15 protein-coding genes and 1 tRNA gene are annotated in these 20,731 nt (G+C 68.9%); 14 read left to right on the top strand and 2 right to left on the bottom strand.

Annotated features, from left to right (window positions below; genetic code table 11):
• Positions 1–5 precede the first annotated feature (5 nt).
• The 4 genes from ACF1BE_RS21080 (at position 6) to ACF1BE_RS21065 (ending at position 4,015) form a co-directional block, all read left to right on the top strand.
• Positions 6–434 carry a MaoC family dehydratase gene (locus tag ACF1BE_RS21080; RefSeq protein ID WP_392200542.1) on the top strand — a complete coding sequence of 143 codons (429 nt, stop codon included), beginning with the start codon at positions 6–8 and terminating at the stop codon, positions 432–434.
• Positions 435–550: 116 nt separating this feature from the next.
• Positions 551–1,120: a TetR/AcrR family transcriptional regulator gene (locus ACF1BE_RS21075; RefSeq protein WP_392200541.1), complete on the top strand. Its 570-nt coding sequence runs from the start codon at positions 551–553 to the stop codon at positions 1,118–1,120.
• A 119-nt stretch (positions 1,121–1,239) separates the two neighbouring features.
• Entirely contained in the window at positions 1,240–2,703 is a 1,464-nt protein-coding gene (locus ACF1BE_RS21070; RefSeq protein ID WP_392200540.1) for a DHA2 family efflux MFS transporter permease subunit, read from the top strand.
• A gap of 256 nt (positions 2,704–2,959) precedes the next feature.
• Positions 2,960–4,015, top strand: a complete 1,056-nt coding sequence (locus ACF1BE_RS21065; protein WP_392200539.1) for a UDP-N-acetylmuramate dehydrogenase — start codon at positions 2,960–2,962, stop codon at positions 4,013–4,015.
• An 80-nt stretch (positions 4,016–4,095) separates the two neighbouring features.
• Here ACF1BE_RS21065 and ACF1BE_RS21060 read toward each other — a convergent pair whose 3' ends face one another.
• Both ACF1BE_RS21060 and ACF1BE_RS21055 read right to left on the bottom strand, forming a co-directional pair.
• Complete coding sequence (locus ACF1BE_RS21060; RefSeq protein WP_392200538.1) at positions 4,096–5,136, bottom strand: adenosine deaminase; 1,041 nt, start codon at positions 5,134–5,136, stop codon at positions 4,096–4,098.
• A 147-nt stretch (positions 5,137–5,283) separates the two neighbouring features.
• The gene (locus tag ACF1BE_RS21055; protein WP_392200537.1) at positions 5,284–6,510 is read right to left on the bottom strand and encodes a pyridoxal phosphate-dependent aminotransferase; all 1,227 of its coding nucleotides are present in this window, start codon (positions 6,508–6,510) and stop codon (positions 5,284–5,286) included.
• Between the two features lie 260 nt (positions 6,511–6,770).
• Between ACF1BE_RS21055 and ACF1BE_RS21050 the strand changes: the two genes are divergently transcribed.
• From ACF1BE_RS21050 to ACF1BE_RS21005, 10 genes are all read left to right on the top strand, one after another.
• Positions 6,771–6,843, top strand: a tRNA-Trp gene (locus tag ACF1BE_RS21050).
• A gap of 106 nt (positions 6,844–6,949) precedes the next feature.
• Complete coding sequence (gene secE / locus ACF1BE_RS21045) at positions 6,950–7,234, top strand: preprotein translocase subunit SecE (protein ID WP_121787390.1); 285 nt, start codon at positions 6,950–6,952, stop codon at positions 7,232–7,234.
• Positions 7,235–7,314: 80 nt separating this feature from the next.
• Positions 7,315–8,211 carry a transcription termination/antitermination protein NusG gene (gene nusG / locus ACF1BE_RS21040; RefSeq protein ID WP_392200536.1) on the top strand — a complete coding sequence of 299 codons (897 nt, stop codon included), beginning with the start codon at positions 7,315–7,317 and terminating at the stop codon, positions 8,209–8,211.
• Positions 8,212–8,658: 447 nt separating this feature from the next.
• Positions 8,659–9,093, top strand: coding sequence for a 50S ribosomal protein L11 (gene rplK, locus ACF1BE_RS21035; protein ID WP_061920803.1), 435 nt, complete (start codon positions 8,659–8,661; stop codon positions 9,091–9,093).
• Between the two features lie 100 nt (positions 9,094–9,193).
• Positions 9,194–9,919: a 50S ribosomal protein L1 gene (gene rplA / locus ACF1BE_RS21030; protein ID WP_392200535.1), complete on the top strand. Its 726-nt coding sequence runs from the start codon at positions 9,194–9,196 to the stop codon at positions 9,917–9,919.
• Between the two features lie 164 nt (positions 9,920–10,083).
• On the top strand, positions 10,084–10,995 hold the full coding sequence (locus tag ACF1BE_RS21025; protein ID WP_392200534.1) for a hypothetical protein: 912 nt from the start codon (positions 10,084–10,086) through the stop codon (positions 10,993–10,995).
• A gap of 623 nt (positions 10,996–11,618) precedes the next feature.
• A complete protein-coding gene (rplJ, locus tag ACF1BE_RS21020; protein WP_392200533.1) occupies positions 11,619–12,149 on the top strand; it encodes a 50S ribosomal protein L10 in 531 nt (176 codons plus the stop codon).
• Between the two features lie 111 nt (positions 12,150–12,260).
• Positions 12,261–12,650 carry a 50S ribosomal protein L7/L12 gene (gene rplL / locus ACF1BE_RS21015; protein WP_121787384.1) on the top strand — a complete coding sequence of 130 codons (390 nt, stop codon included), beginning with the start codon at positions 12,261–12,263 and terminating at the stop codon, positions 12,648–12,650.
• Positions 12,651–13,239: 589 nt separating this feature from the next.
• Positions 13,240–16,725: a DNA-directed RNA polymerase subunit beta gene (gene rpoB / locus ACF1BE_RS21010; protein WP_392200532.1), complete on the top strand. Its 3,486-nt coding sequence runs from the start codon at positions 13,240–13,242 to the stop codon at positions 16,723–16,725.
• Between the two features lie 97 nt (positions 16,726–16,822).
• Positions 16,823–20,722: a DNA-directed RNA polymerase subunit beta' gene (locus tag ACF1BE_RS21005; protein ID WP_392200531.1), complete on the top strand. Its 3,900-nt coding sequence runs from the start codon at positions 16,823–16,825 to the stop codon at positions 20,720–20,722.
• Positions 20,723–20,731: the final 9 nt, after the last annotated feature.

Raw genomic sequence — 20,731 nt, 5'->3', positions numbered from 1 at the left:
ACACGATGACGGCGAAGATCGCGTACGACGACGTCGAGATCGGCACCGAACTGCCCGCGCAGAGCTTCCCCGTGACCCGCGCCACGCTCGTGCGGTACGCGGGTGCCTCCGGGGACTTCAACCCGATCCACTGGAACGAGAAGTTCGCCAAGGAGGTGGGCCTGCCGGACGTCATCGCGCACGGCATGTTCACCATGGCCGAAGCGATCCGGGTGGTCACCGACTGGACCGGGGATCCCGGCGCGGTCGTGGAGTACGGCGTCCGCTTCACCAAGCCCGTCGTCGTCCCGAACGACGACCGGGGCGCCCTCATCGAGGTCAGCGCCAAGATCGCGGCCAAGCTGGACGACAACACCGTGCGTGTCGACCTGACCGCCATGAGCGGCGGTCAGAAGGTGCTGGGCATGTCCCGGGCGGTCGTACGGCTGGCCTGACGGTCGGGCGGTTCGGATGTGAGGGGCGCCTCCCTTTCGGGGAGGCGCCCCTCACACGTGCGCCCGCGCGCAGGCGGGGCCTTGTCAAGTTAGTGATTGAGTACTAACTTACTCGCATGCCCAGGATGAGCGCAGAGGAACGGCGCGAGAGTGTCGTACGTGCGGCGACCGCCGAGTTCGCGCGCGGCGGCTACCACGGCACCTCCACGGAGGCGATCGCCAGACGGGTCGGTGTCTCGCAGCCGTACCTCTTCCGGCTCTTCCCGGGCAAGAAGGCGATCTTCCTGGCGGCGGCCGAGCGCTGCGTGGAGGACACCATCCGGACCTTCGAGGAGGCATCGCAGGGGCTGCGGGGCGAGGAGGCCCTGCACGCCATGGCGGACGCGTACACCAAGGTCATCGCGGAACGGCCCGAGCGGCTGATGATGCAGATGCAGATGTACGTCGCCGTGGCGTCCGCGGAGCAGGAGGGTGACCGCGAGTTCGGCGAGAGCGTCCGCGCCGGCTGGATGCGGCTGTGGGACACCGTACGGCTGGTCCTCGGCGCGGACGTCGAGGAGACGACCGACTTCCTGGCGTGCGGCATGCTCATCAACTGCCTCGTGGCCATGGGTTTTCCGCCCGGCCACCGGGTGTGGGAGGGGCTCTACCCGTCCGCCCGGATCACGGGCCACCCGGAGGCGTAGCGCGACCGGGAGGGCGCCTCGTGTGTCCTCCCGCCGGGCTTCACCGCCGTCGTGGCCAGTTCATGGCCACACAAGTTAGTCATTGATAACTAACCGGAATTTCACGCTCAGGGGGAGCGATGCCAGAGAAGACCGCAGCACCCGGCACGACCACACCGTCCCGCGCGAGTGCCGTGTGGGCCCTCGTCATCACCAGCGTCGCCGGCTTCATGGCGGCCCTGGACAACCTCGTCGTCACCACGGCGCTGCCCTCCATACGCCAGGACCTCGGTGGCGCGCTGGACGACCTGGAGTGGACGGTGAGCGCCTACACGCTCACCTTCGCCGTCCTGCTGATGACCGGCGCCGCGCTCGGCGACCGCTTCGGACGCCGCCGGCTGTTCGCCGCCGGACTGGCCGTCTTCACCGGCGCCTCCGCCGCCGCGGCCCTGGCACCCGGCATCGGCTCGCTGATCGCGGCCCGCGCGGTCCAGGGCGTCGGCGCGGCCGTGATGATGCCGCTCACGCTGACCCTGCTGACCGCGGCCGTCCCCGCGGCCAGACGCGGCACCGTGTACGGCATCTGGGGCGCCGTCAACGGGCTCGCCGTCGCCTCCGGGCCGCTCATCGGCGGCAGCCTGACCGAGCACGTCTCCTGGCAGTGGATCTTCTGGCTGAACGTGCCGCTCGGTCTGGTCGCGCTGCCGCTCGCCCGGCTGCGACTCGCCGAGTCGTACGGCGCCGGTACCCGGCTCGACGTCCCCGGCACACTGCTCGCCAGCGGCGGGCTCTTCGGGATCGTGTACGGCCTGGTCCGCGGGCCCGCCGACGGCTGGACCGACCCGGTCGTCCTGACCGCGCTGACGGCGGGCGGAGCGCTCCTGGCGGGCTTCGTGCTCTACAGCTCGCGCGCCGCGGCCCCCATGCTGCCCATGCGGCTGTTCCGCTCCCGCGCCTTCTCCGGGATCAACGCGGCCAGCCTGCTGATGTTCGTCGGCATGTTCGGCTCGATCTTCCTGCTCAGCCAGTACATGCAGGGCGTGCTCGGCTACTCGCCCACCGAGGCCGGCCTCAGGATGCTGCCGTGGACCGGCATGCCGATGCTCGTCGCGCCCGTCGCCGGGATCCTCTCCGACCGCATCGGCGGCCGGCCGGTCGTCGCCGCGGGCCTGTTCCTCCAGGCGGTCGGCCTCGGCTACATGGCCCGGGTGGCCACCACGGACGCCTCCTACGCCGTCCAGCTGCCCGCCCTGATCATCAGCGGCGTCGGCATGGCCCTGTACTTCGCCCCGGCCGCCGCCCTGGTCATGTCCAGCGTCAGCCCCCAGGAGCAGGGCGTCGCCTCCGGGGCGAACAACGCCCTGCGGGAGGTGGGCGGTGCGCTCGGCATCGCCGTCATGGCGTCGATCTTCTCCGCACAGGGCGGCTACGACTCCGCGCAGTCCTTCGTGGACGGGCTGCGGCCGGCCCTGGTCACCGGCTCGGCGGTGGTCGCCCTCGCCGCGGTCGCGGCCCTGCTGATCCCGGGCCGCCGCGGCGCCGGCCGGTCGGCGCCGGCGGCCGGACAGCCCTCGGCACCGCTCCTCGAGACCACCTCTCGCTGACCCGGGACCCGGCGGTCGCCCGGATGCCGGGTGACCGACCGCCGCGACCGCCGGGCGGAGGAAACAGCGTGCACGCACGCGTGGGCCACGACAGGCCCACGCGCGGGCGTGCGGTTCTCCGCCCCGTGCCCGTCCCGGCCCCGCCACGTCAGGCGGGGAGACGCGGGGGAGAAGCCCCGGCTCCGTCGGCCCGTTCGTGCGCGTGCGACGTGCGGGGCTGTCGGAGGTGCCGGAGCCGTCTCGTAGTCTTGGGCCCGTGCAGGTACTCCACGACGCCCCCCTTGCCCCGCTGACCACCTTCCGGCTGGGCGGTCCCGCGACGCGGCTGCTGACCGCCACGACAGACGCCGAGGTGATCGCCGCCGTCCGCGAGGCCGACGAGAGCGGCACGCCGCTGCTGGTGATCGGCGGCGGATCGAACCTGGTCATCGGCGACAAGGGCTTCGAAGGCACCGCCCTGCGCATCGCCACGCGCGGTGTCGAGCTGCGCGGCACGACCCTGGAGCTGGCGGCCGGCGAGGTGTGGACCGACGCCGTGGCCCGCACGGTCGAGGCCAAACTCGCCGGGATCGAGTGCCTGGCCGGCATCCCCGGATCCGCGGGCGCCACGCCGGTGCAGAACGTGGGCGCCTACGGCCAGGAGGTGTCCTCCACGATCACCGAGGTGATCGCCTACGACCGGCGTGCCGGCGAGACCGTCACGCTGGCCAACGAGGAGTGCGCGTTCTCCTACCGCCACAGCCGTTTCAAGGCCGACCCCGAGCGCTACGTCGTGCTCCGGGTCCGCTTCGAGCTGGAGGACGCCGGCGGGATGTCCGCGCCGGTGAAGTACGCCGAGGCGGCCCGCGCGCTCGGTGTCGGCCCCGGCGACCGGGTGTCGCTGGCAGACGCCCGCGAGACCGTGCTGAAGCTGCGCGCGGGCAAGGGCATGGTGCTGGACGCCGAGGACCACGACACCTGGTCGGCCGGATCCTTCTTCACCAACCCGATCCTCACCGACGAGCAGTTCGCCGCGTTCCACGCGCGCGTGCGCGAGCGGCTGGGTGACGGTGTCGAGCCGCCCGCCTACCCGGCGGGACAGGGCCGCACCAAGACGTCCGCGGCCTGGCTGATCGACAAGGCGGGCTTCACCAAGGGCTACGGCACCGGGCCCGCCCGCATCTCCACCAAGCACACCCTCGCCCTCACCAACCGGGGCGACGCCACCACCGAGGACCTGCTGGCCCTCGCCCGCGAGGTGGTCGCCGGCGTCCGCGCGGCCTTCGGCGTCACGCTGGTCAACGAGCCGGTGACGGTGGGCGTGAGCCTGTAGCCGTACCGGCGGCGGCCCGCTTCAGGCCCGTGGGCGTGAGCCTCCGGCCCTGCCGGCCGGGCGACCCGCCCACCCCGGCCTCAGGCCGCCGGGCGGGTCAGCCGGTCGTCCACGCCGGCCAGCAGCCGCGCCCTGACTTCCTCAGGGGCGGCCGAGCCCCGCACGGACTGCCGGGCCAGCTCCGCGATCTCGGCATCCGTGAAGCCGTGCGCGTGGCGGGCGATCTCGTACTGGGCGGCCAGCCGGGAGCCGAACAGCAGCGGGTCGTCGGCGCCGAGCGCCATCGGGACGCCCGCCTCGAAGAGCGTGCGCAACGGGACGTCCTCCGGCTTCTCGTACACACCGAGCGCCACGTTCGAGGCCGGGCACACCTCGCAGGTCACGCCGCGGTCGGCCAGCCGTTTCATCAGCCGCGGGTCCTCGGCGGCGCGCACCCCGTGCCCGAGCCGCGTGGCGTGCAGGTCGTCCAGGCAGTCCCGGACGGAGGCCGGGCCGCTCAGCTCGCCGCCGTGCGGTGCCGACAACAGGCCGCCCTCCCGCGCGATGTGGAAGGCCCGGTCGAAGTCACGCGCCAGGCCCCGCCGCTCGTCGTTGGACAGCCCGAAGCCGACCACGCCCCGGTCCGCGTACCGCACCGCGAGGCGGGCCAGCGTGCGGGCGTCAAGCGGATGCTTCATGCGGTTCGCGGCGACCAGCACGCGCATGCCGAGGCCGGTCTCCCGGGAGGCCGTGTCCACCGCGTCCAGGATGATCTCCAGCGTCGGGATCAGACCCCCCAGCCGTGGCGCGTACGACGTCGGGTCCACCTGGATCTCCAGCCAGCCCGAGCCGTCCCTCAGGTCCTCCTCGGCGGCCTCCCGCACCAGCCGCTGGATGTCCTCGGCACTGCGCACGCAGGAGCGGGCCGCGTCGTACAGCCGCTGGAAACGGAACCAGCCCCGCTCGTCGGTGGCGCGCAGCCTGGGCGGTTCCCCGCTGGTGAGGGCCTCCGTCAGCGTCTCGGGCAGATGTACTCCGTACTTGTCGGCCAGTTCCAGAACCGTCCCCGGCCGCATCGAGCCGGTGAAGTGCAGGTGCAGATGGGCCTTCGGCAGCTCAGAGAGATCACGTACACGCTCCATTCCCAGATCCTGCCGTATGTCCCCACCGTCCCGGTAGTCGTTTCCCCGTTCGTGGTCTTGCCCGCACACAGAAGCGGGCCGCCTCCCCGGAGGGAGACGGCCCGCACGCGCGCACGAAGGAAAGGAAGGGAAGGGGAGGGGAGGGAACTAGTCCCGCGCCTCCGCCAGCAGCTTCTGCATCCGGCTCACGCCCTCGACCAGGTCCTCGTCGCCGAGCGCGTACGACAGCCGCAGGTAACCCGGCGTGCCGAACGCCTCGCCCGGGACGACCGCGACCTCGGCCTCCTCCAGGATCAGCGCGGCCAGCTCGACGGTGTCCCGCGGGCGCTTGCCGCGGATCTCCTTGCCGAGCAGGCCCTTGACCGACGGGTAGGCGTAGAAGGCGCCCTCGGGCTCCGGGCAGACCACGCCGTCGATCTCGTTGAGCATCCGCACGACGGTCCTGCGGCGCCGGTCGAAGGCCTCGCGCATCCGCGCCACGGCCTCCAGGCCGCCGGACACGGCGGCCAGCGCGGCCACCTGGGCCACGTTGGAGACGTTGGAGGTCGCGTGCGACTGAAGGTTCGTCGCGGCCTTGACCACGTCCTTCGGGCCGATGACCCAGCCCACGCGCCAGCCGGTCATGGCGTACGTCTTCGCCACACCGTTGACCACGATGCACTTGTCGCGCAGCTCGGGCAGGAGTGCCGGCAGCGACACGGAGACGGCGTCGCCGTAGACCAGGTGCTCGTAGATCTCGTCGGTCAGCACCCACAGGCCGTGCTCCAGGGCCCAGCGGCCGATCGCGTCGGTCTCGGCCTCGGAGTACACCGCGCCGGTCGGGTTGGACGGGGAGACGAACAGCACGACCTTCGTCTTCTCCGTGCGCGCCGCCTCCAGCTGCTCGACCGAGACCCGGTAGCCGGTCGTCTCGTCGGCGACGACCTCGACCGGGACACCGCCGGCGAGACGGATCGACTCCGGGTACGTCGTCCAGTACGGCGCCGGGACGATGACCTCGTCGCCCGGGTCGAGGATGGCGGCGAACGCCTCGTAGATCGCCTGCTTGCCGCCGTTGGTGACGAGGATCTGCGAGACGTCGGGCTCCCAGCCGGAGTCGCGCAGCGTCTTCGCGGCGATCGCGGCCTTCAGCTCGGGCAGGCCGCCGGCCGGCGTGTAGCGGTGGTACCTGGGGTTCTTGCAGGCCTCGACGGCCGCCTCGACGATGTAGTCGGGGGTCGGGAAGTCGGGCTCGCCGGCGCCGAAGCCGATCACCGGACGTCCGGCGGCCTTCAGGGCCTTGGCCTTGGCGTCCACGGCGAGGGTGGCGGACTCGGAGATCGCACCGACGCGGGCGGAGACCCGGCGCTCGGTGGGAGGGGTTGCAGCGCTCATGCGGCCATCGTTCCAGACCGGAAATGTCCCCGGCACACGGGTTTCACAGACTGAACAGCTACGGGTCGAGTCGTGAACACGGGTCCGAATCCGGCCACCGGCCAGGACGATCTTCGGTCGCGGGGTCCCGGACGGGCGCTTTCTGTTCGACGCCGGGCCGTGGACCACGTACACTCTCACCTCGTTGGCCTTCAGCAGCCGCGTTCCAGCAGGTGCACACCGAGCACCCGGCCGGATGCGGTACGTTGGTGGGCACACAAAGGGTCGTAGCTCAATTGGTAGAGCACTGGTCTCCAAAACCAGCGGTTGGGGGTTCAAGTCCCTCCGGCCCTGCTACACACACCGCCAGGATGTGTGCGCATGTACGTCCAGCAATGCACCGCCGTGCGGCTCAGAAACCGGGCGCGGCACGGCCACGACCCGGGATCAGGTGAGGACTATGACGGACGCCGTGGGCTCCATCGATACGCCTGATGCCCAGGACGAGGTGCCCGAGTCCAAGAAGGCCCGTAAGGGCGGCAAGCGCGCCAAGAAGGGCCCGCTGAAGCGCCTGGCCACCTTCTACCGCCAGATCGTCGCGGAACTCCGCAAGGTCGTCTGGCCGTCACGCAACCAGCTGACGTCGTACACCACCGTGGTGATCTTCTTCGTCGCCATCATGATCGCGCTGGTGACCGTGATTGACTATGGGCTCAACCACGCGGCCAAGTACGTTTTCGGCTGAGCCAAAAGCGAAGGGCGCCGTGGTACCGGCGCCCGTTTTCGCATGTACCACCCCTATGTATCCAGGAAGAAGCAGCCATCGTGTCTGACCCGAACCTGAACGACGCCATCGAGCCGGACAAGACGGTCGATGACGAACTCGACATCGTCGAGGGCGCGGACGAACAGGACGAGTTCGAGGCTGCCGAGGCCGAGTCGGGCGTGCCGGCCGAAGAGGCCGCCCTGCACGTCGAGGACGAAGACGGCGACGACGCCGACGACGCCGACGAGGAGACCCCCGTCGCCGAGGTCGAGGACGAGGGCGCCCCCGCGGACGAGGACGCCGACGCGGAGGTTGCCGACGAGGAGCCGGCCGCTCCCGTCGACCCGATCCAGGCGCTGCGCGACGAGCTGCGCGCCCTGCCCGGCGAGTGGTACGTCATCCACACCTACGCCGGTTACGAGAACCGCGTGAAGACCAACCTGGAGCAGCGCGCCGTCTCGCTGAACGTCGAGGACTACATCTTCCAGGCCGAGGTGCCGCAGGAGGAGGTCGTCCAGATCAAGAACGGCGACCGCAAGACGATCAAGCAGAACAAGCTGCCGGGTTACGTCCTGGTCCGCATGGACCTCACCAACGAGTCCTGGGGCGTCGTCCGCAACACCCCGGGCGTCACCGGATTCGTCGGCAACGCCTACGACCCGTACCCGCTGACCCTGGACGAGATCGTCAAGATGCTCGCCCCGGAGGCCGAGGAGAAGGCCGCCCGCGAGGCCGCCGAGGCCGAGGGCAAGCCCGCCCCGCAGCGCAAGGTCGAGGTCCAGGTGCTGGACTTCGAGGTCGGCGACTCGGTCACCGTCACCGACGGCCCGTTCGCCACGCTCCAGGCGACCATCAACGAGATCAACCCCGACTCGAAGAAGGTCAAGGGCCTCGTGGAGATCTTCGGCCGCGAGACGCCGGTCGAGCTGTCCTTCGACCAGATCCAGAAGAACTGAGCATCGCCCCGAGGGCGCCCCACCGGTGACAACCGGGCCGGGGCGCCCTCGGCGTGTGCGGAGCCGGTGACGGCCGGCCTTTCCGTCCGGCGCGCGCGTGAAGCCGCACCGGCGACGGCTGCGCGGCGGGGGGACGTACGGGCCGCACCCGGCGAGCCGCGACGGATCGGGCCCGCCGGTGGCACCGGGCGTGCCGGCCCCTGGCCGCGCGGCAAACCGTGCCGGACGGTACGACCCGCCCCGTGCTGCCCGCCGGCCGCCGGAGCCGTGCGCCGGCTGCGCGGCCGATGGCCCGGACAGCCCGCGCAGGCCGCCTGAGCTGGACGATTTCTTGTCCCGAGGGGACAGCGGCTATCGTTGTGCGGTATGCCATCTGCGGGATCGTGCACGGCATGGATCCGGGTGCGCGGATGGCAGTCAACCTCTCAGCAAGGACCCGGAGAGAGCATGCCTCCCAAGAAGAAGAAGGTCACGGGGCTTATCAAGCTCCAGATCAACGCCGGTGCGGCGAACCCGGCTCCGCCGGTCGGCCCCGCGCTGGGCCAGCACGGCGTCAACATCATGGAGTTCTGCAAGGCCTACAACGCCGCGACCGAGTCGCAGCGTGGCTGGGTGATCCCGGTGGAGATCACGGTCTACGAGGACCGCTCCTTCACCTTCATCACCAAGACGCCGCCGGCCGCGAAGATGATCCTCAAGGCCGCTGGTGTCGAGAAGGGCTCGGGCGAGCCGCACAAGACCAAGGTCGCCAAGATCACCGAGGCGCAGGTCCGCGAGATCGCCCAGACCAAGATGCCCGACCTGAACGCCAACGACCTGGACGCCGCGTCGAAGATCATCGCCGGCACCGCCCGCTCCATGGGCATCACGGTCGAGGGCTGAACCCCACCCCTAGCAGTCATGCGGCCGTAGCCGGTCGCACGTGGCAGGGCCTGCTCGGCCCAGGGACCACGACTCCTTTCAGAACACACAGGAGCAAGTTGTGAGCAAGCGCAGCAAGGCTCTCCGCGCTGCGGACGCCAAGATCGACCGGGAGAAGCTGTACGCCCCGCTCGAGGCCGTCCGTCTCGCCAAGGAGACCTCCACGTCCAAGTTCGACGGCACCGTCGAGGTCGCCTTCCGTCTGGGTGTCGACCCGCGCAAGGCCGACCAGATGGTCCGTGGCACCGTGAACCTCCCGCACGGCACCGGTAAGACCGCCCGGGTCCTGGTCTTCGCGACCGGCGACCGTGCCGAGGCCGCGCGTGCCGCGGGCGCCGACATCGTCGGCGCCGACGAGCTGATCGACGAGGTGGCGAAGGGCCGTCTGGACTTCGACGCCGTCGTCGCCACCCCGGACCTCATGGGCAAGGTCGGCCGCCTCGGCCGCGTCCTCGGCCCGCGTGGTCTGATGCCGAACCCGAAGACCGGCACCGTGACCCCGGACACCGCCAAGGCCGTGACCGAGATCAAGGGCGGCAAGATCGAGTTCCGCGTCGACAAGCACTCGAACCTGCACTTCATCATCGGCAAGACGTCGTTCGACGACACCAAGCTGGTGGAGAACTACGGCGCCGCGCTGGAGGAGATCCTCCGGCTGAAGCCGTCCGCCGCCAAGGGTCGCTACATCAAGAAGGCCGCGATCAGCAGCACGATCGGCCCCGGCATCCCGGTCGACCCGAACCGCACCCGCAACCTCCTCGTCGAGGAGGACCCGGCGGCCGTCTGAGCCCTCGCTCAGCCCGGTAGCCGCGTCAGGTACGCGTAAGAAAAGGGCGGACCCTGCAACCTTCCAGGTGCGGGGTCCGTCCTTTCTTTGTGCGACCTTTCGTACGACTGTCAGTGGCCTGGGTTACGGTGCAGGCACAGAACTCCAAACAGGAACGGGACCAGATGAACAGCACGACCGTGCGCCGGACGACCCTTTCCATCGCGGTCGCGGCCGCGCTGACCGGGGTGGCCGCCTGCGGCTCCTCCGACTCGGGCAAGGACGGGAGCGACGCGGCCGGCAAGAGCGTGACGCACGTCAGCCCCATAGCCGCCCTGCGCACCGCCGAGCAGTCCACCGACAAGGCCGACTCGGCCAAGGTGCGCTCCAGCACGTCCGTCGGCAAGCTCATGGCGATGACCGCGAACGGCGCGCTGACCTGGTCCGGTGGCCTCAAGGGCAACCTCACCATCACGTACACCGGCGGCCAGATGGCCGAGATGATGAAGAAGGCCGGCACCTCGTCGATGGAGGCCCGGTATCTGCCGGACGCCTACTACGCGCACATGAGCGACGCGTACGCCCAGCACACCGGCGGCAAGCACTGGCTCAGGTACTCCTACGACGACCTCGCCAAGCTCGGCGGCGCCAGCGGGTCGTACATGAAGGACCAGATCCAGAACGCGACGCCGAACCAGTCCGTGAAGATGCTGCTGGCCTCCGGCGACGTCAGGAAGGTCGGCGAGGAGACGGTCTCCGGTGCCCACACCACGCACTACTCGGGCAAGGTGAATGTCGCCGACCTCGCGCACAAGACCAGCGACCTCAGCGCCGAGCAGCTGTCGGCCCTGAAGAAGCAGCTGACCCAGGCGGGCGTCACCACCGAGACCGTCGACCTGTGGATCAACGACGACAACCTGCTCGTCAAGAAGACCGAGAAGGCCGACACGGCCAACGGCGCCATGACGAACACCACCTTCTTCAGCGACTACGGCGTGAAGGTCACCGCCGAGGCGCCTCCGGCGAGTGACACCAAGGACTTCGCCGACATCCTGAAGTCCGGCACCGCGACGGGCGGCACCGGCACCGTCTCCTGACCGGCGACACCAGGACGGACCCGGCCCCGGGGCCGGGTCGGCGCCGGACCGCGGCGGGCCGCCGGCGGCCGTGCACACGGCGTACGGCCGCACATGTCTGACAAGGGCCCGGCCCGGACGCAGGGGGCGTGGGAGGCACCATCACCGCCCTCCGCGCCGGCCCGGCCCCGGGCACCCGCGTCGCCGCCCACGGCCGCCCGCGCCCCGGTCGCCGCCGCACACCGGCCCGGTGAGGACAGCGGCACCCCGGCGGGCAGCCGCGGGCCGCGCCGGCACCCGGCCGCGCGGCGCACCGGCAGGGCCCCGCACCACACGCCCCGGCGAGGGCCGCTCCCGGCCCCGAACGGGCCGATTTGCTCGACGGCGTCCCGGTCCCGTACTCTCTTGAAGAAGCCAAAGACCGCTGGTCGTTGCCGTGCGCTCGAATGAGGGTGCGGTGGCCGAAGGATCCGCTGACAAGTGGACGACCCGCGCAGGTGACCGTGGAAAGACTCCTGGAACACACGCGAAGGCGTGTGCTGCCGGTCGAGCCCGCCCCGTGCGCCTGCGCCGGGGCGTTTCGTTTTCCCAGTCCTCCTTCGAGTCCGCGCGGTCAGAATCACCCGGAAGGAGGCCGAGGCTCTATGGCGAGGCCCGACAAGGCTGCCGCAGTGGCCGAGTTGACGGAGCAGTTCCGCAACTCCAACGCTGCCGTGCTTACCGAGTACCGCGGTCTCACCGTGGCGCAGCTCAAGAACCTGCGCCGGTCGCTCGGTGAGAACGCCCAGTACGCCGTGGTGAAGAACACGCTGACCAAGATTGCGGCCAACGAGGCCGGGATCACGACGCTGGACGACCTGTTCAACGGTCCGACGGCTGTCGCCTTCGTCACCGGTGACCCGGTGGAGTCGGCGAAGGGTCTCCGTGACTTTGCCAAGGACAACCCGAATCTCGTCATCAAGGGCGGTGTCCTTGACGGCAAGGCGCTGTCCGCCGACGAGATCAAGAAGCTTGCGGACCTCGAGTCCCGCGAGGTTCTGCTCAGCAAGCTGGCCGGTGCCTTCAAGGCGAAGCAGTCGCAGGCTGCCTCCGTCTTCCAGGCGCTGCCGTCGAAGCTCGTCCGCACCGTGGACGCGCTGCGCGCCAAGCAGGCCGAGCAGGGCGGTGCCGAGTAATTCGGCTCGCTTCCTGACCCGCACCACAGGCGCGGGTCGCAGCGGGCCGACGTACGCCCGCCTTATCCAGTACATCCGGCACCTGCCGATTTGAGTGGAAGGACCGCCACCATGGCGAAGCTCACCCAGGACGAGCTGCTTGCTCAGTTCGAGGAGATGACCCTCATCGAGCTCTCTGAGTTCGTGAAGGCCTTCGAGGACAAGTTCGACGTCACCGCCGCCGCTGCCGCGCCGGTCGTCGTCGCCGGCGGTGCCGCCGGTGGCGCCGCTGCCGAGGCCGAGGAGGAGAAGGACGAGTTCGACGTCATCCTCACCGGCGCCGGCGAGAAGAAGATCCAGGTCATCAAGGTCGTGCGTGAGCTGACCTCCCTGGGTCTGAAGGAGGCCAAGGACCTCGTGGACGGCGCCCCGAAGCCCGTCCTCGAGAAGGTCGCCAAGGACGCCGCCGAGAAGGCCGCCGAGTCCCTCAAGGGCGCCGGCGCCTCCGTCGAGGTCAAGTAACACCCTTCGGGTCCGCAGGATCCGAACACACGCCGCACACGGTCTTCCGGGGCGCTGAAGTCAGTGCCCCGGAGGCTGTAACGCGAACGTACCGAAGAGCGATCATCCATCCGGGTGGTCGCTCTTCGGCGTATCGGTGGAGCCGACCGCGGTTACCTTGTCCTCGCGGCGCCGGGGGGTATGGTGATCTTCGTCGTGTCTCCGGACGGTCGGCTTCCGGCTGGGGGCCTTGACGAACCGCACGCAGCGCGCAATTCTCAGGACGCGTCGTCACAAGGATCCGGAACGAGGCATGGATCGACGACGAAGAGGGCAGTATCAACGTGCGTTGAGGGCAGGATGCCGAGGGCGCTGACGACGACGAGGGTGACGACAACGAGGGTCTTCGAAAACCCGCATTGGACATCAGTGTGCCAAGTGGCTACACTGACCCTTTGCGCTGCCTGTTAGCTGCCCCCTGCCCGTCACCAGGGGTCTGCCCTCTCTTGAGCACAGTCGACCAGAGCCCCCCGACCTGGGGTTTCCGTCTCTGTGTACGAGAGGGACCGGTACGCGCGTAGTGAGTCCGAGCCCTCGGAAGGACCCCCTCTTGGCCGCCTCGCGCACTGCCTCGACCGCGAATATGAACAACGGCGCCAGCACCGCCCCGCTGCGCATTTCCTTTGCAAAGATCAAGGAGCCCCTCGAGGTTCCGAACCTTCTCGCGCTGCAAACCGAGAGCTTCGACTGGCTGCTCGGCAACGACGCCTGGAAGGCTCGCGTCGAGGCGGCTCTGGAGTCCGGTCAGGACGTCCCCACCAAGTCCGGCCTCGAGGAGATCTTCGAGGAGATCTCCCCGATCGAGGACTTCTCCGGGTCGATGTCGCTGACGTTCCGCGACCACCGCTTCGAGCCTCCCAAGAACTCCATCGACGAGTGCAAGGAGCGCGACTTCACGTACGCCGCCCCGCTCTTCGTCACGGCCGAGTTCACCAACAACGAGACCGGCGAGATCAAGTCCCAGACCGTCTTCATGGGCGACTTCCCGCTCATGACGAACAAGGGCACCTTCGTCATCAACGGCACCGAGCGTGTCGTGGTGTCCCAGCTGGTCCGATCCCCCGGTGTCTACTTCGACTCCAGCATCGACAAGACGTCCGACAAGGACATCTTCTCCGCCAAGATCATCCCTTCCCGGGGCGCCTGGCTGGAGATGGAGATCGACAAGCGCGACATGGTCGGTGTCCGTATCGACCGCAAGCGCAAGCAGTCGGTCACCGTTCTGCTCAAGGCGCTCGGCTGGACGACCGAGCAGATCCTCGAGGAGTTCGGCGAGTACGAGTCGATGCGCGCCACCCTGGAGAAGGACCACACCCAGGGCCAGGACGACGCGCTGCTCGACATCTACCGCAAGCTGCGTCCGGGCGAGCCCCCCACGCGTGAGGCCGCGCAGACGCTGCTGGAGAACCTCTACTTCAACCCCAAGCGCTACGACCTCGCCAAGGTCGGCCGCTACAAGGTCAACAAGAAGCTGGGTGCGGACGCCCCGCTCGACGCGGGCATCCTGACCGTCGAGGACATCATCTCGACGATCAAGTACCTGGTGCAGCTGCACGCCGGCGAGACCGAGACCACCGGTGACAACGGCGACTCGATCGTCGTCGAGACCGATGACATCGACCACTTCGGCAACCGTCGTCTGCGCAGCGTCGGCGAGCTCATCCAGAACCAGGTCCGTACGGGTCTGGCACGTATGGAGCGCGTCGTCCGCGAGCGCATGACGACCCAGGACGTCGAGGCGATCACGCCGCAGACCCTGATCAACATCCGGCCGGTCGTCGCCTCCATCAAGGAGTTCTTCGGCACCAGCCAGCTGTCGCAGTTCATGGACCAGAACAACCCGCTGTCGGGTCTCACCCACAAGCGCCGTCTGTCGGCGCTCGGCCCGGGTGGCCTCTCCCGTGAGCGGGCCGGCTTCGAGGTCCGTGACGTGCACCCCTCGCACTACGGCCGCATGTGCCCGATCGAGACGCCGGAAGGCCCGAACATCGGCCTGATCGGCTCGCTCGCGTCCTACGGGCGGGTCAACGCGTTCGGTTTCGTCGAGACCCCGTACCGCAAGGTCATCGACGGCCAGGTCACCGACGATGTCGACTACCTGACCGCCGACGAGGAGGACCGCTTCGTCATCGCGCAGGCCAACGCCACGCTCGGTGACGACATGCGGTTCGCCGAGGCCCGCGTGCTGGTCCGCCGCCGTGGCGGCGAGGTCGACTACGTCGGCCCCGAGGACGTGGACTACATGGACGTCTCGCCGCGCCAGATGGTGTCGGTCGCGACCGCCATGATCCCCTTCCTCGAGCACGACGACGCCAACCGTGCCCTCATGGGCGCGAACATGATGCGTCAGGCCGTGCCGCTGATTAAGTCCGAGTCCCCGCTCGTCGGCACCGGCATGGAGTACCGCTCCGCCGTCGACGCCGGCGACGTGGTCAAGGCCGAGAAGGCGGGTGTGGTCCAGGAGGTCTCCGCGGACTACATCACCACCGCCAACGACGACGGCACGTACATCACGTACCGCCTGGCCAAGTTCGCCCGCTCCAACCAGGGCACCTCGGTCAACCAGAAGGTCATCGTCAACGAGGGCGACCGGATCATCGAGGGCCAGGTCCTCGCCGACGGTCCGGCCACCCAGAACGGTGAGATGGCCCTCGGCAAGAACCTGCTCGTGGCGTTCATGCCGTGGGAGGGTCACAACTACGAGGACGCGATCATCCTGTCGCAGCGCCTCGTGCAGGACGACGTCCTCTCCTCGATCCACATCGAGGAGCACGAGGTCGACGCCCGTGACACCAAGCTCGGCCCCGAGGAGATCACCCGGGACATCCCGAACGTCTCCGAGGAGGTCCTCGCCGACCTCGACGAGCGCGGCATCATCCGCATCGGTGCCGAGGTCGTCGCCGGCGACATCCTCGTCGGCAAGGTCACGCCCAAGGGTGAGACCGAGCTGACCCCGGAGGAGCGCCTGCTGCGCGCGATCTTCGGCGAGAAGGCCCGTGAGGTCCGTGACACCTCGCTGAAGGTGCCGCACGGCGAGATCGGCAAGGTCATCGGCGTGCGCCTCTTCGACCGCGAGGAGGGCGACGAGCTGCCGCCGGGCGTGAACCAGCTGGTCCGCGTCTACGTCGCGCAGAAGCGCAAGATCACCGATGGTGACAAGCTCGCCGGCCGGCACGGCAACAAGGGTGTCATCTCCAAGATCCTGCCGATCGAGGACATGCCGTTCCTGGAGGACGGCACCCCGGTCGACATCATCCTCAACCCGCTGGGTGTGCCGTCCCGAATGAACCCGGGACAGGTCCTGGAGATCCACCTCGGCTGGCTCGCCAGCCGCGGCTGGGACGTCTCCGGTCTCGCCGACGAGTGGGCCCAGCGTCTCCAGGCCATCGGCGCCGACCAGGTCGACCCCGGCACCAACGTCGCCACCCCGGTCTTCGACGGTGCCCGCGAGGACGAGCTGGCGGGTCTGCTCCAGCACACCATCCCGAACCGGGACGGCGAGCGCATGGTGCTGCCGACCGGCAAGGCGCGGCTGTTCGACGGCCGCAGCGGTGAGCCGTTCCCGGACCCGATCTCCGTCGGCTACATGTACATCCTGAAGCTCCACCACCTGGTCGACGACAAGCTGCACGCCCGTTCGACCGGTCCGTACTCGATGATCACCCAGCAGCCGCTGGGTGGTAAGGCCCAGTTCGGTGGCCAGCGGTTCGGCGAGATGGAGGTGTGGGCACTCGAGGCCTACGGCGCCGCGTACGCCCTCCAGGAACTGCTGACCATCAAGTCCGACGACGTCACCGGCCGCGTGAAGGTCTACGAGGCCATCGTCAAGGGCGAGAACATCCCGGAACCCGGCATTCCCGAGTCCTTCAAGGTGCTCATCAAGGAAATGCAGTCCCTGTGCCTCAACGTGGAGGTGCTGTCCTCGGACGGCATGTCCATCGAGATGCGCGACACCGACGAGGACGTCTTCCGCGCAGCGGAGGAGCTCGGTATCGACCTGTCGCGGCGCGAGCCGAGCAGCGTCGAAGAGGTCTGACGGGAGTCCGGCGGGGCCCTTGCTCACAGGGCCCCGCCGACCCCCAGGCCCCCGTTTCAGACCACAGACTTACAACCCTGAGAGGGATTGACGCATAGTGCTCGACGTCAACTTCTTCGACGAGCTCCGGATCGGCCTGGCCACCGCTGACGACATCCGTCAGTGGAGCCACGGCGAGGTCAAGAAGCCCGAGACGATCAACTACCGCACCCTCAAGCCCGAGAAGGACGGACTCTTCTGCGAGAAGATCTTCGGTCCGACCCGGGACTGGGAGTGCTACTGCGGCAAGTACAAGCGCGTCCGCTTCAAGGGCATCATCTGCGAGCGCTGCGGCGTCGAGGTCACCCGCGCCAAGGTACGCCGTGAGCGGATGGGCCACATCGAACTGGCCGCCCCCGTCACGCACATCTGGTACTTCAAGGGTGTCCCGAGCCGGCTGGGCTACCTGCTCGACCTGGCTCCCAAGGACCTCGAGAAGGTCATCTACTTCGCGGCGTACATGATCACGTACGTCGACGACGAGCGCCGTACCCGCGACCTGCCCTCCCTGGAGGCGCACGTCTCCGTCGAGCGCCAGCAGATCGAGAACCGCCGGGACGCCGACCTGGAGACCCGCGCCAAGAAGCTCGAGACCGACCTGGCCGAGCTGGAGGCCGAGGGCGCCAAGGCCGACGTGCGCCGCAAGGTGCGCGAGGGTGCCGAGCGTGAGATGAAGCAGCTGCGCGACCGTGCGCAGCGCGAGATCGACCGCCTCGACGAGGTGTGGAACCGGTTCAAGAACCTCAAGGTCCAGGACCTCGAGGGCGACGAGCTGCTCTACCGCGAGCTGCGTGACCGCTTCGGTACGTACTTCGACGGCTCGATGGGTGCCGCGGCGCTACAGAAGCGCCTGGAGTCCTTCGACCTCGACGAGGAGGCCGAGAGGCTCCGCGAGATCATCCGCACGGGCAAGGGCCAGAAGAAGACCCGCGCCCTGAAGCGGCTGAAGGTCGTCTCGGCGTTCCTCCAGACGTCCAACAGCCCCAAGGGCATGGTCCTGGACTGCGTCCCGGTCATCCCGCCGGACCTGCGTCCGATGGTGCAGCTGGACGGTGGCCGCTTCGCGACCTCCGACCTGAACGACCTGTACCGCCGTGTCATCAACCGCAACAACCGCCTGAAGCGGCTTCTCGACCTCGGCGCGCCCGAGATCATCGTGAACAACGAGAAGCGCATGCTCCAGGAGGCCGTCGACGCGCTGTTCGACAACGGCCGCCGCGGCCGCCCGGTCACGGGCCCCGGCAACCGCCCGCTGAAGTCCCTCAGCGACATGCTGAAGGGCAAGCAGGGCCGCTTCCGTCAGAACCTGCTCGGCAAGCGAGTCGACTACTCGGCGCGTTCCGTCATCGTCGTCGGCCCGCAGCTGAAGCTGCACCAGTGCGGTCTGCCCAAGGCGATGGCGCTGGAGCTGTTCAAGCCGTTCGTGATGAAGCGGCTGGTCGACCTGAACCACGCGCAGAACATCAAGAGCGCCAAGCGCATGGTGGAGCGCGGCCGCACGGTCGTGTACGACGTCCTCGAAGAGGTCATCGCCGAGCACCCGGTGCTGCTGAACCGTGCTCCCACCCTGCACCGCCTCGGCATCCAGGCCTTCGAGCCGCAGCTGGTCGAGGGCAAGGCCATCCAGATCCACCCGCTCGTCTGCACCGCGTTCAACGCGGACTTCGACGGTGACCAGATGGCCGTGCACCTGCCGCTGTCCGCGGAGGCGCAGGCCGAGGCCCGCATCCTGATGCTGTCCTCGAACAACATCCTCAAGCCGGCCGACGGCCGCCCGGTGACGATGCCGACCCAGGACATGGTCCTCGGTCTGTTCTTCCTCACCACGGACGGCGAGCTGCGTGACACCAAGGGCGAGGGCCGTGCGTTCGGCTCGACGGCCGAGGCGATCATGGCGTTCGACGCCGGCGAGCTGGCACTCCAGTCGCAGGTCGACATCCGCTTCCCGGTGGGCACCATCCCGCCGCGCGGCTGGACCCCGCCGGTCCGCGAGGAGGGCGAGCCCGAGTGGCAGCAGGGTGACTCGTTCCGGCTGCGCACGACCCTGGGCCGCGCGCTCTTCAACGAGCTGCTGCCCGAGGACTACCCGTTCGTCGACTACTCGGTGGGCAAGAAGCAGCTCTCCGAGATCGTCAACGACCTGGCCGAGCGCTACCCGAAGGTCATCGTGGCGGCGACGCTCGACAACCTGAAGGCGGCCGGCTTCTACTGGGCGACCCGTTCCGGTGTCACCGTGGCCATCTCCGACGTCGTCGTTCCCGAGGCGAAGAAGGAGATCGTCAAGGGTTACGAGGCGCAGGACGAGAAGGTCCAGAAGCAGTACGAGCGCGGTCTGATCACCAAGGAAGAGCGCACGCAGGAGCTCATCGCGATCTGGACCAAGGCGACCAACGAGGTCGCCGAGGCGATGAACGAGAACTTCCCCAAGACCAACCCCATCTTCATGATGGTCGACTCGGGTGCCCGAGGAAACATGATGCAGATGAGGCAGATCGCGGGTATGCGCGGTCTGGTGTCGAACGCGAAGAACGAGACCATCCCGCGTCCGATCAAGGCCTCGTTCCGTGAGGGCCTGTCCGTGCTGGAGTACTTCATCTCCACGCACGGTGCCCGTAAGGGTCTGGCGGACACCGCCCTGCGTACCGCCGACTCGGGTTACCTCACCCGTCGTCTGGTCGACGTCTCCCAGGACGTCATCATCCGCGAGGAGGACTGCGGCACCGAGCGCGGTCTCAAGCTCCTCATCGCGGAGCGGGGCGCGGACGGTGTGCTGCGCAAGGCGGAGGACGTCGAGACGTCCGTGTACGCGCGCTGCCTCGCCGAGGACATCGTCGTCGACGGCAAGGTGCTGGCCCCGGCCGGCACCGACCTGGGCGACGTGCTCATCGACGAGCTGGTCCGGCACGGCGTCGAGGAGGTCAAGACCCGCTCGGTCCTGACCTGCGAGTCCGCCGTCGGTACCTGCGCGATGTGCTACGGCCGTTCGCTGGCCACCGGCAAGCTGGTCGACATCGGTGAGGCGGTCGGCATCATCGCCGCCCAGTCCATCGGTGAGCCCGGCACCCAGCTGACGATGCGTACCTTCCACACCGGTGGTGTGGCCGGTGACGACATCACGCAGGGTCTGCCGCGTGTCGTCGAGCTGTTCGAGGCCCGTACGCCGAAGGGTGTCGCCCCGGTCTCCGAGGCCTCCGGCCGCGTCCGGATCGAGGAGACCGAGAAGACGAAGAAGCTCGTCGTCACCCCGGACGACGGCAGCGACGAGACGGCGTACCCGATCTCCAAGCGTGCCAAGGTCCTGGTCCGCGAGGGCGACCACGTCGAGGTCGGCCAGCAGCTCACCGTGGGTGCCACCAACCCGCACGACGTGCTGCGCATCCTGGGTCAGCGTGCCGTCCAGGTCCACCTGGTCGGCGAGGTCCAGAAGGTGTACAACTCGCAGGGCGTGTCGATCCACGACAAGCACATCGAGATCATCATCCGGCAGATGCTGCGCCGTGTGACGATCATCGAGTCCGGCGACGCCGAGCTGCTGCCCGGCGAGCTGGTCGAGCGCTCCCGCTTCGAGCAGGAGAACCGTCGTGTGGTCCAGGAGGGCGGTCACCCGGCCTCCGGTCGTCCGCAGCTGATGGGTATCACCAAGGCCTCGCTGGCGACGGAGTCCTGGCTGTCGGCCGCCTCCTTCCAGGAGACGACCCGAGTCCTGACGGATGCGGCGATCAACGCCAAGTCCGACAGCCTCATCGGCCTCAAGGAGAACGTCATCATCGGTAAGCTCATCCCGGCCGGTACGGGTCTGTCCCGCTACCGCAACATCCGGGTGGAGCCGACCGAGGAGGCCAAGGCCGCGATGTACTCGGCCGTCGGCTACGACGACATCGACTACTCGCCGTTCGGCACGGGCTCCGGCCAGGCCGTTCCGCTGGAGGACTACGACTACGGTCCGTACAACCAGTAAGCGAGCATG

Origin of the sequence: Streptomyces sp. NPDC014991 (assembly GCF_043080665.1) — a bacterium.
Taxonomy (GTDB): Bacteria; Actinomycetota; Actinomycetes; order Streptomycetales; family Streptomycetaceae; genus Streptomyces.
Note: the sequence above shows the minus strand (reverse complement) of the source record. Positions and strands in the feature narration are given on the sequence as shown.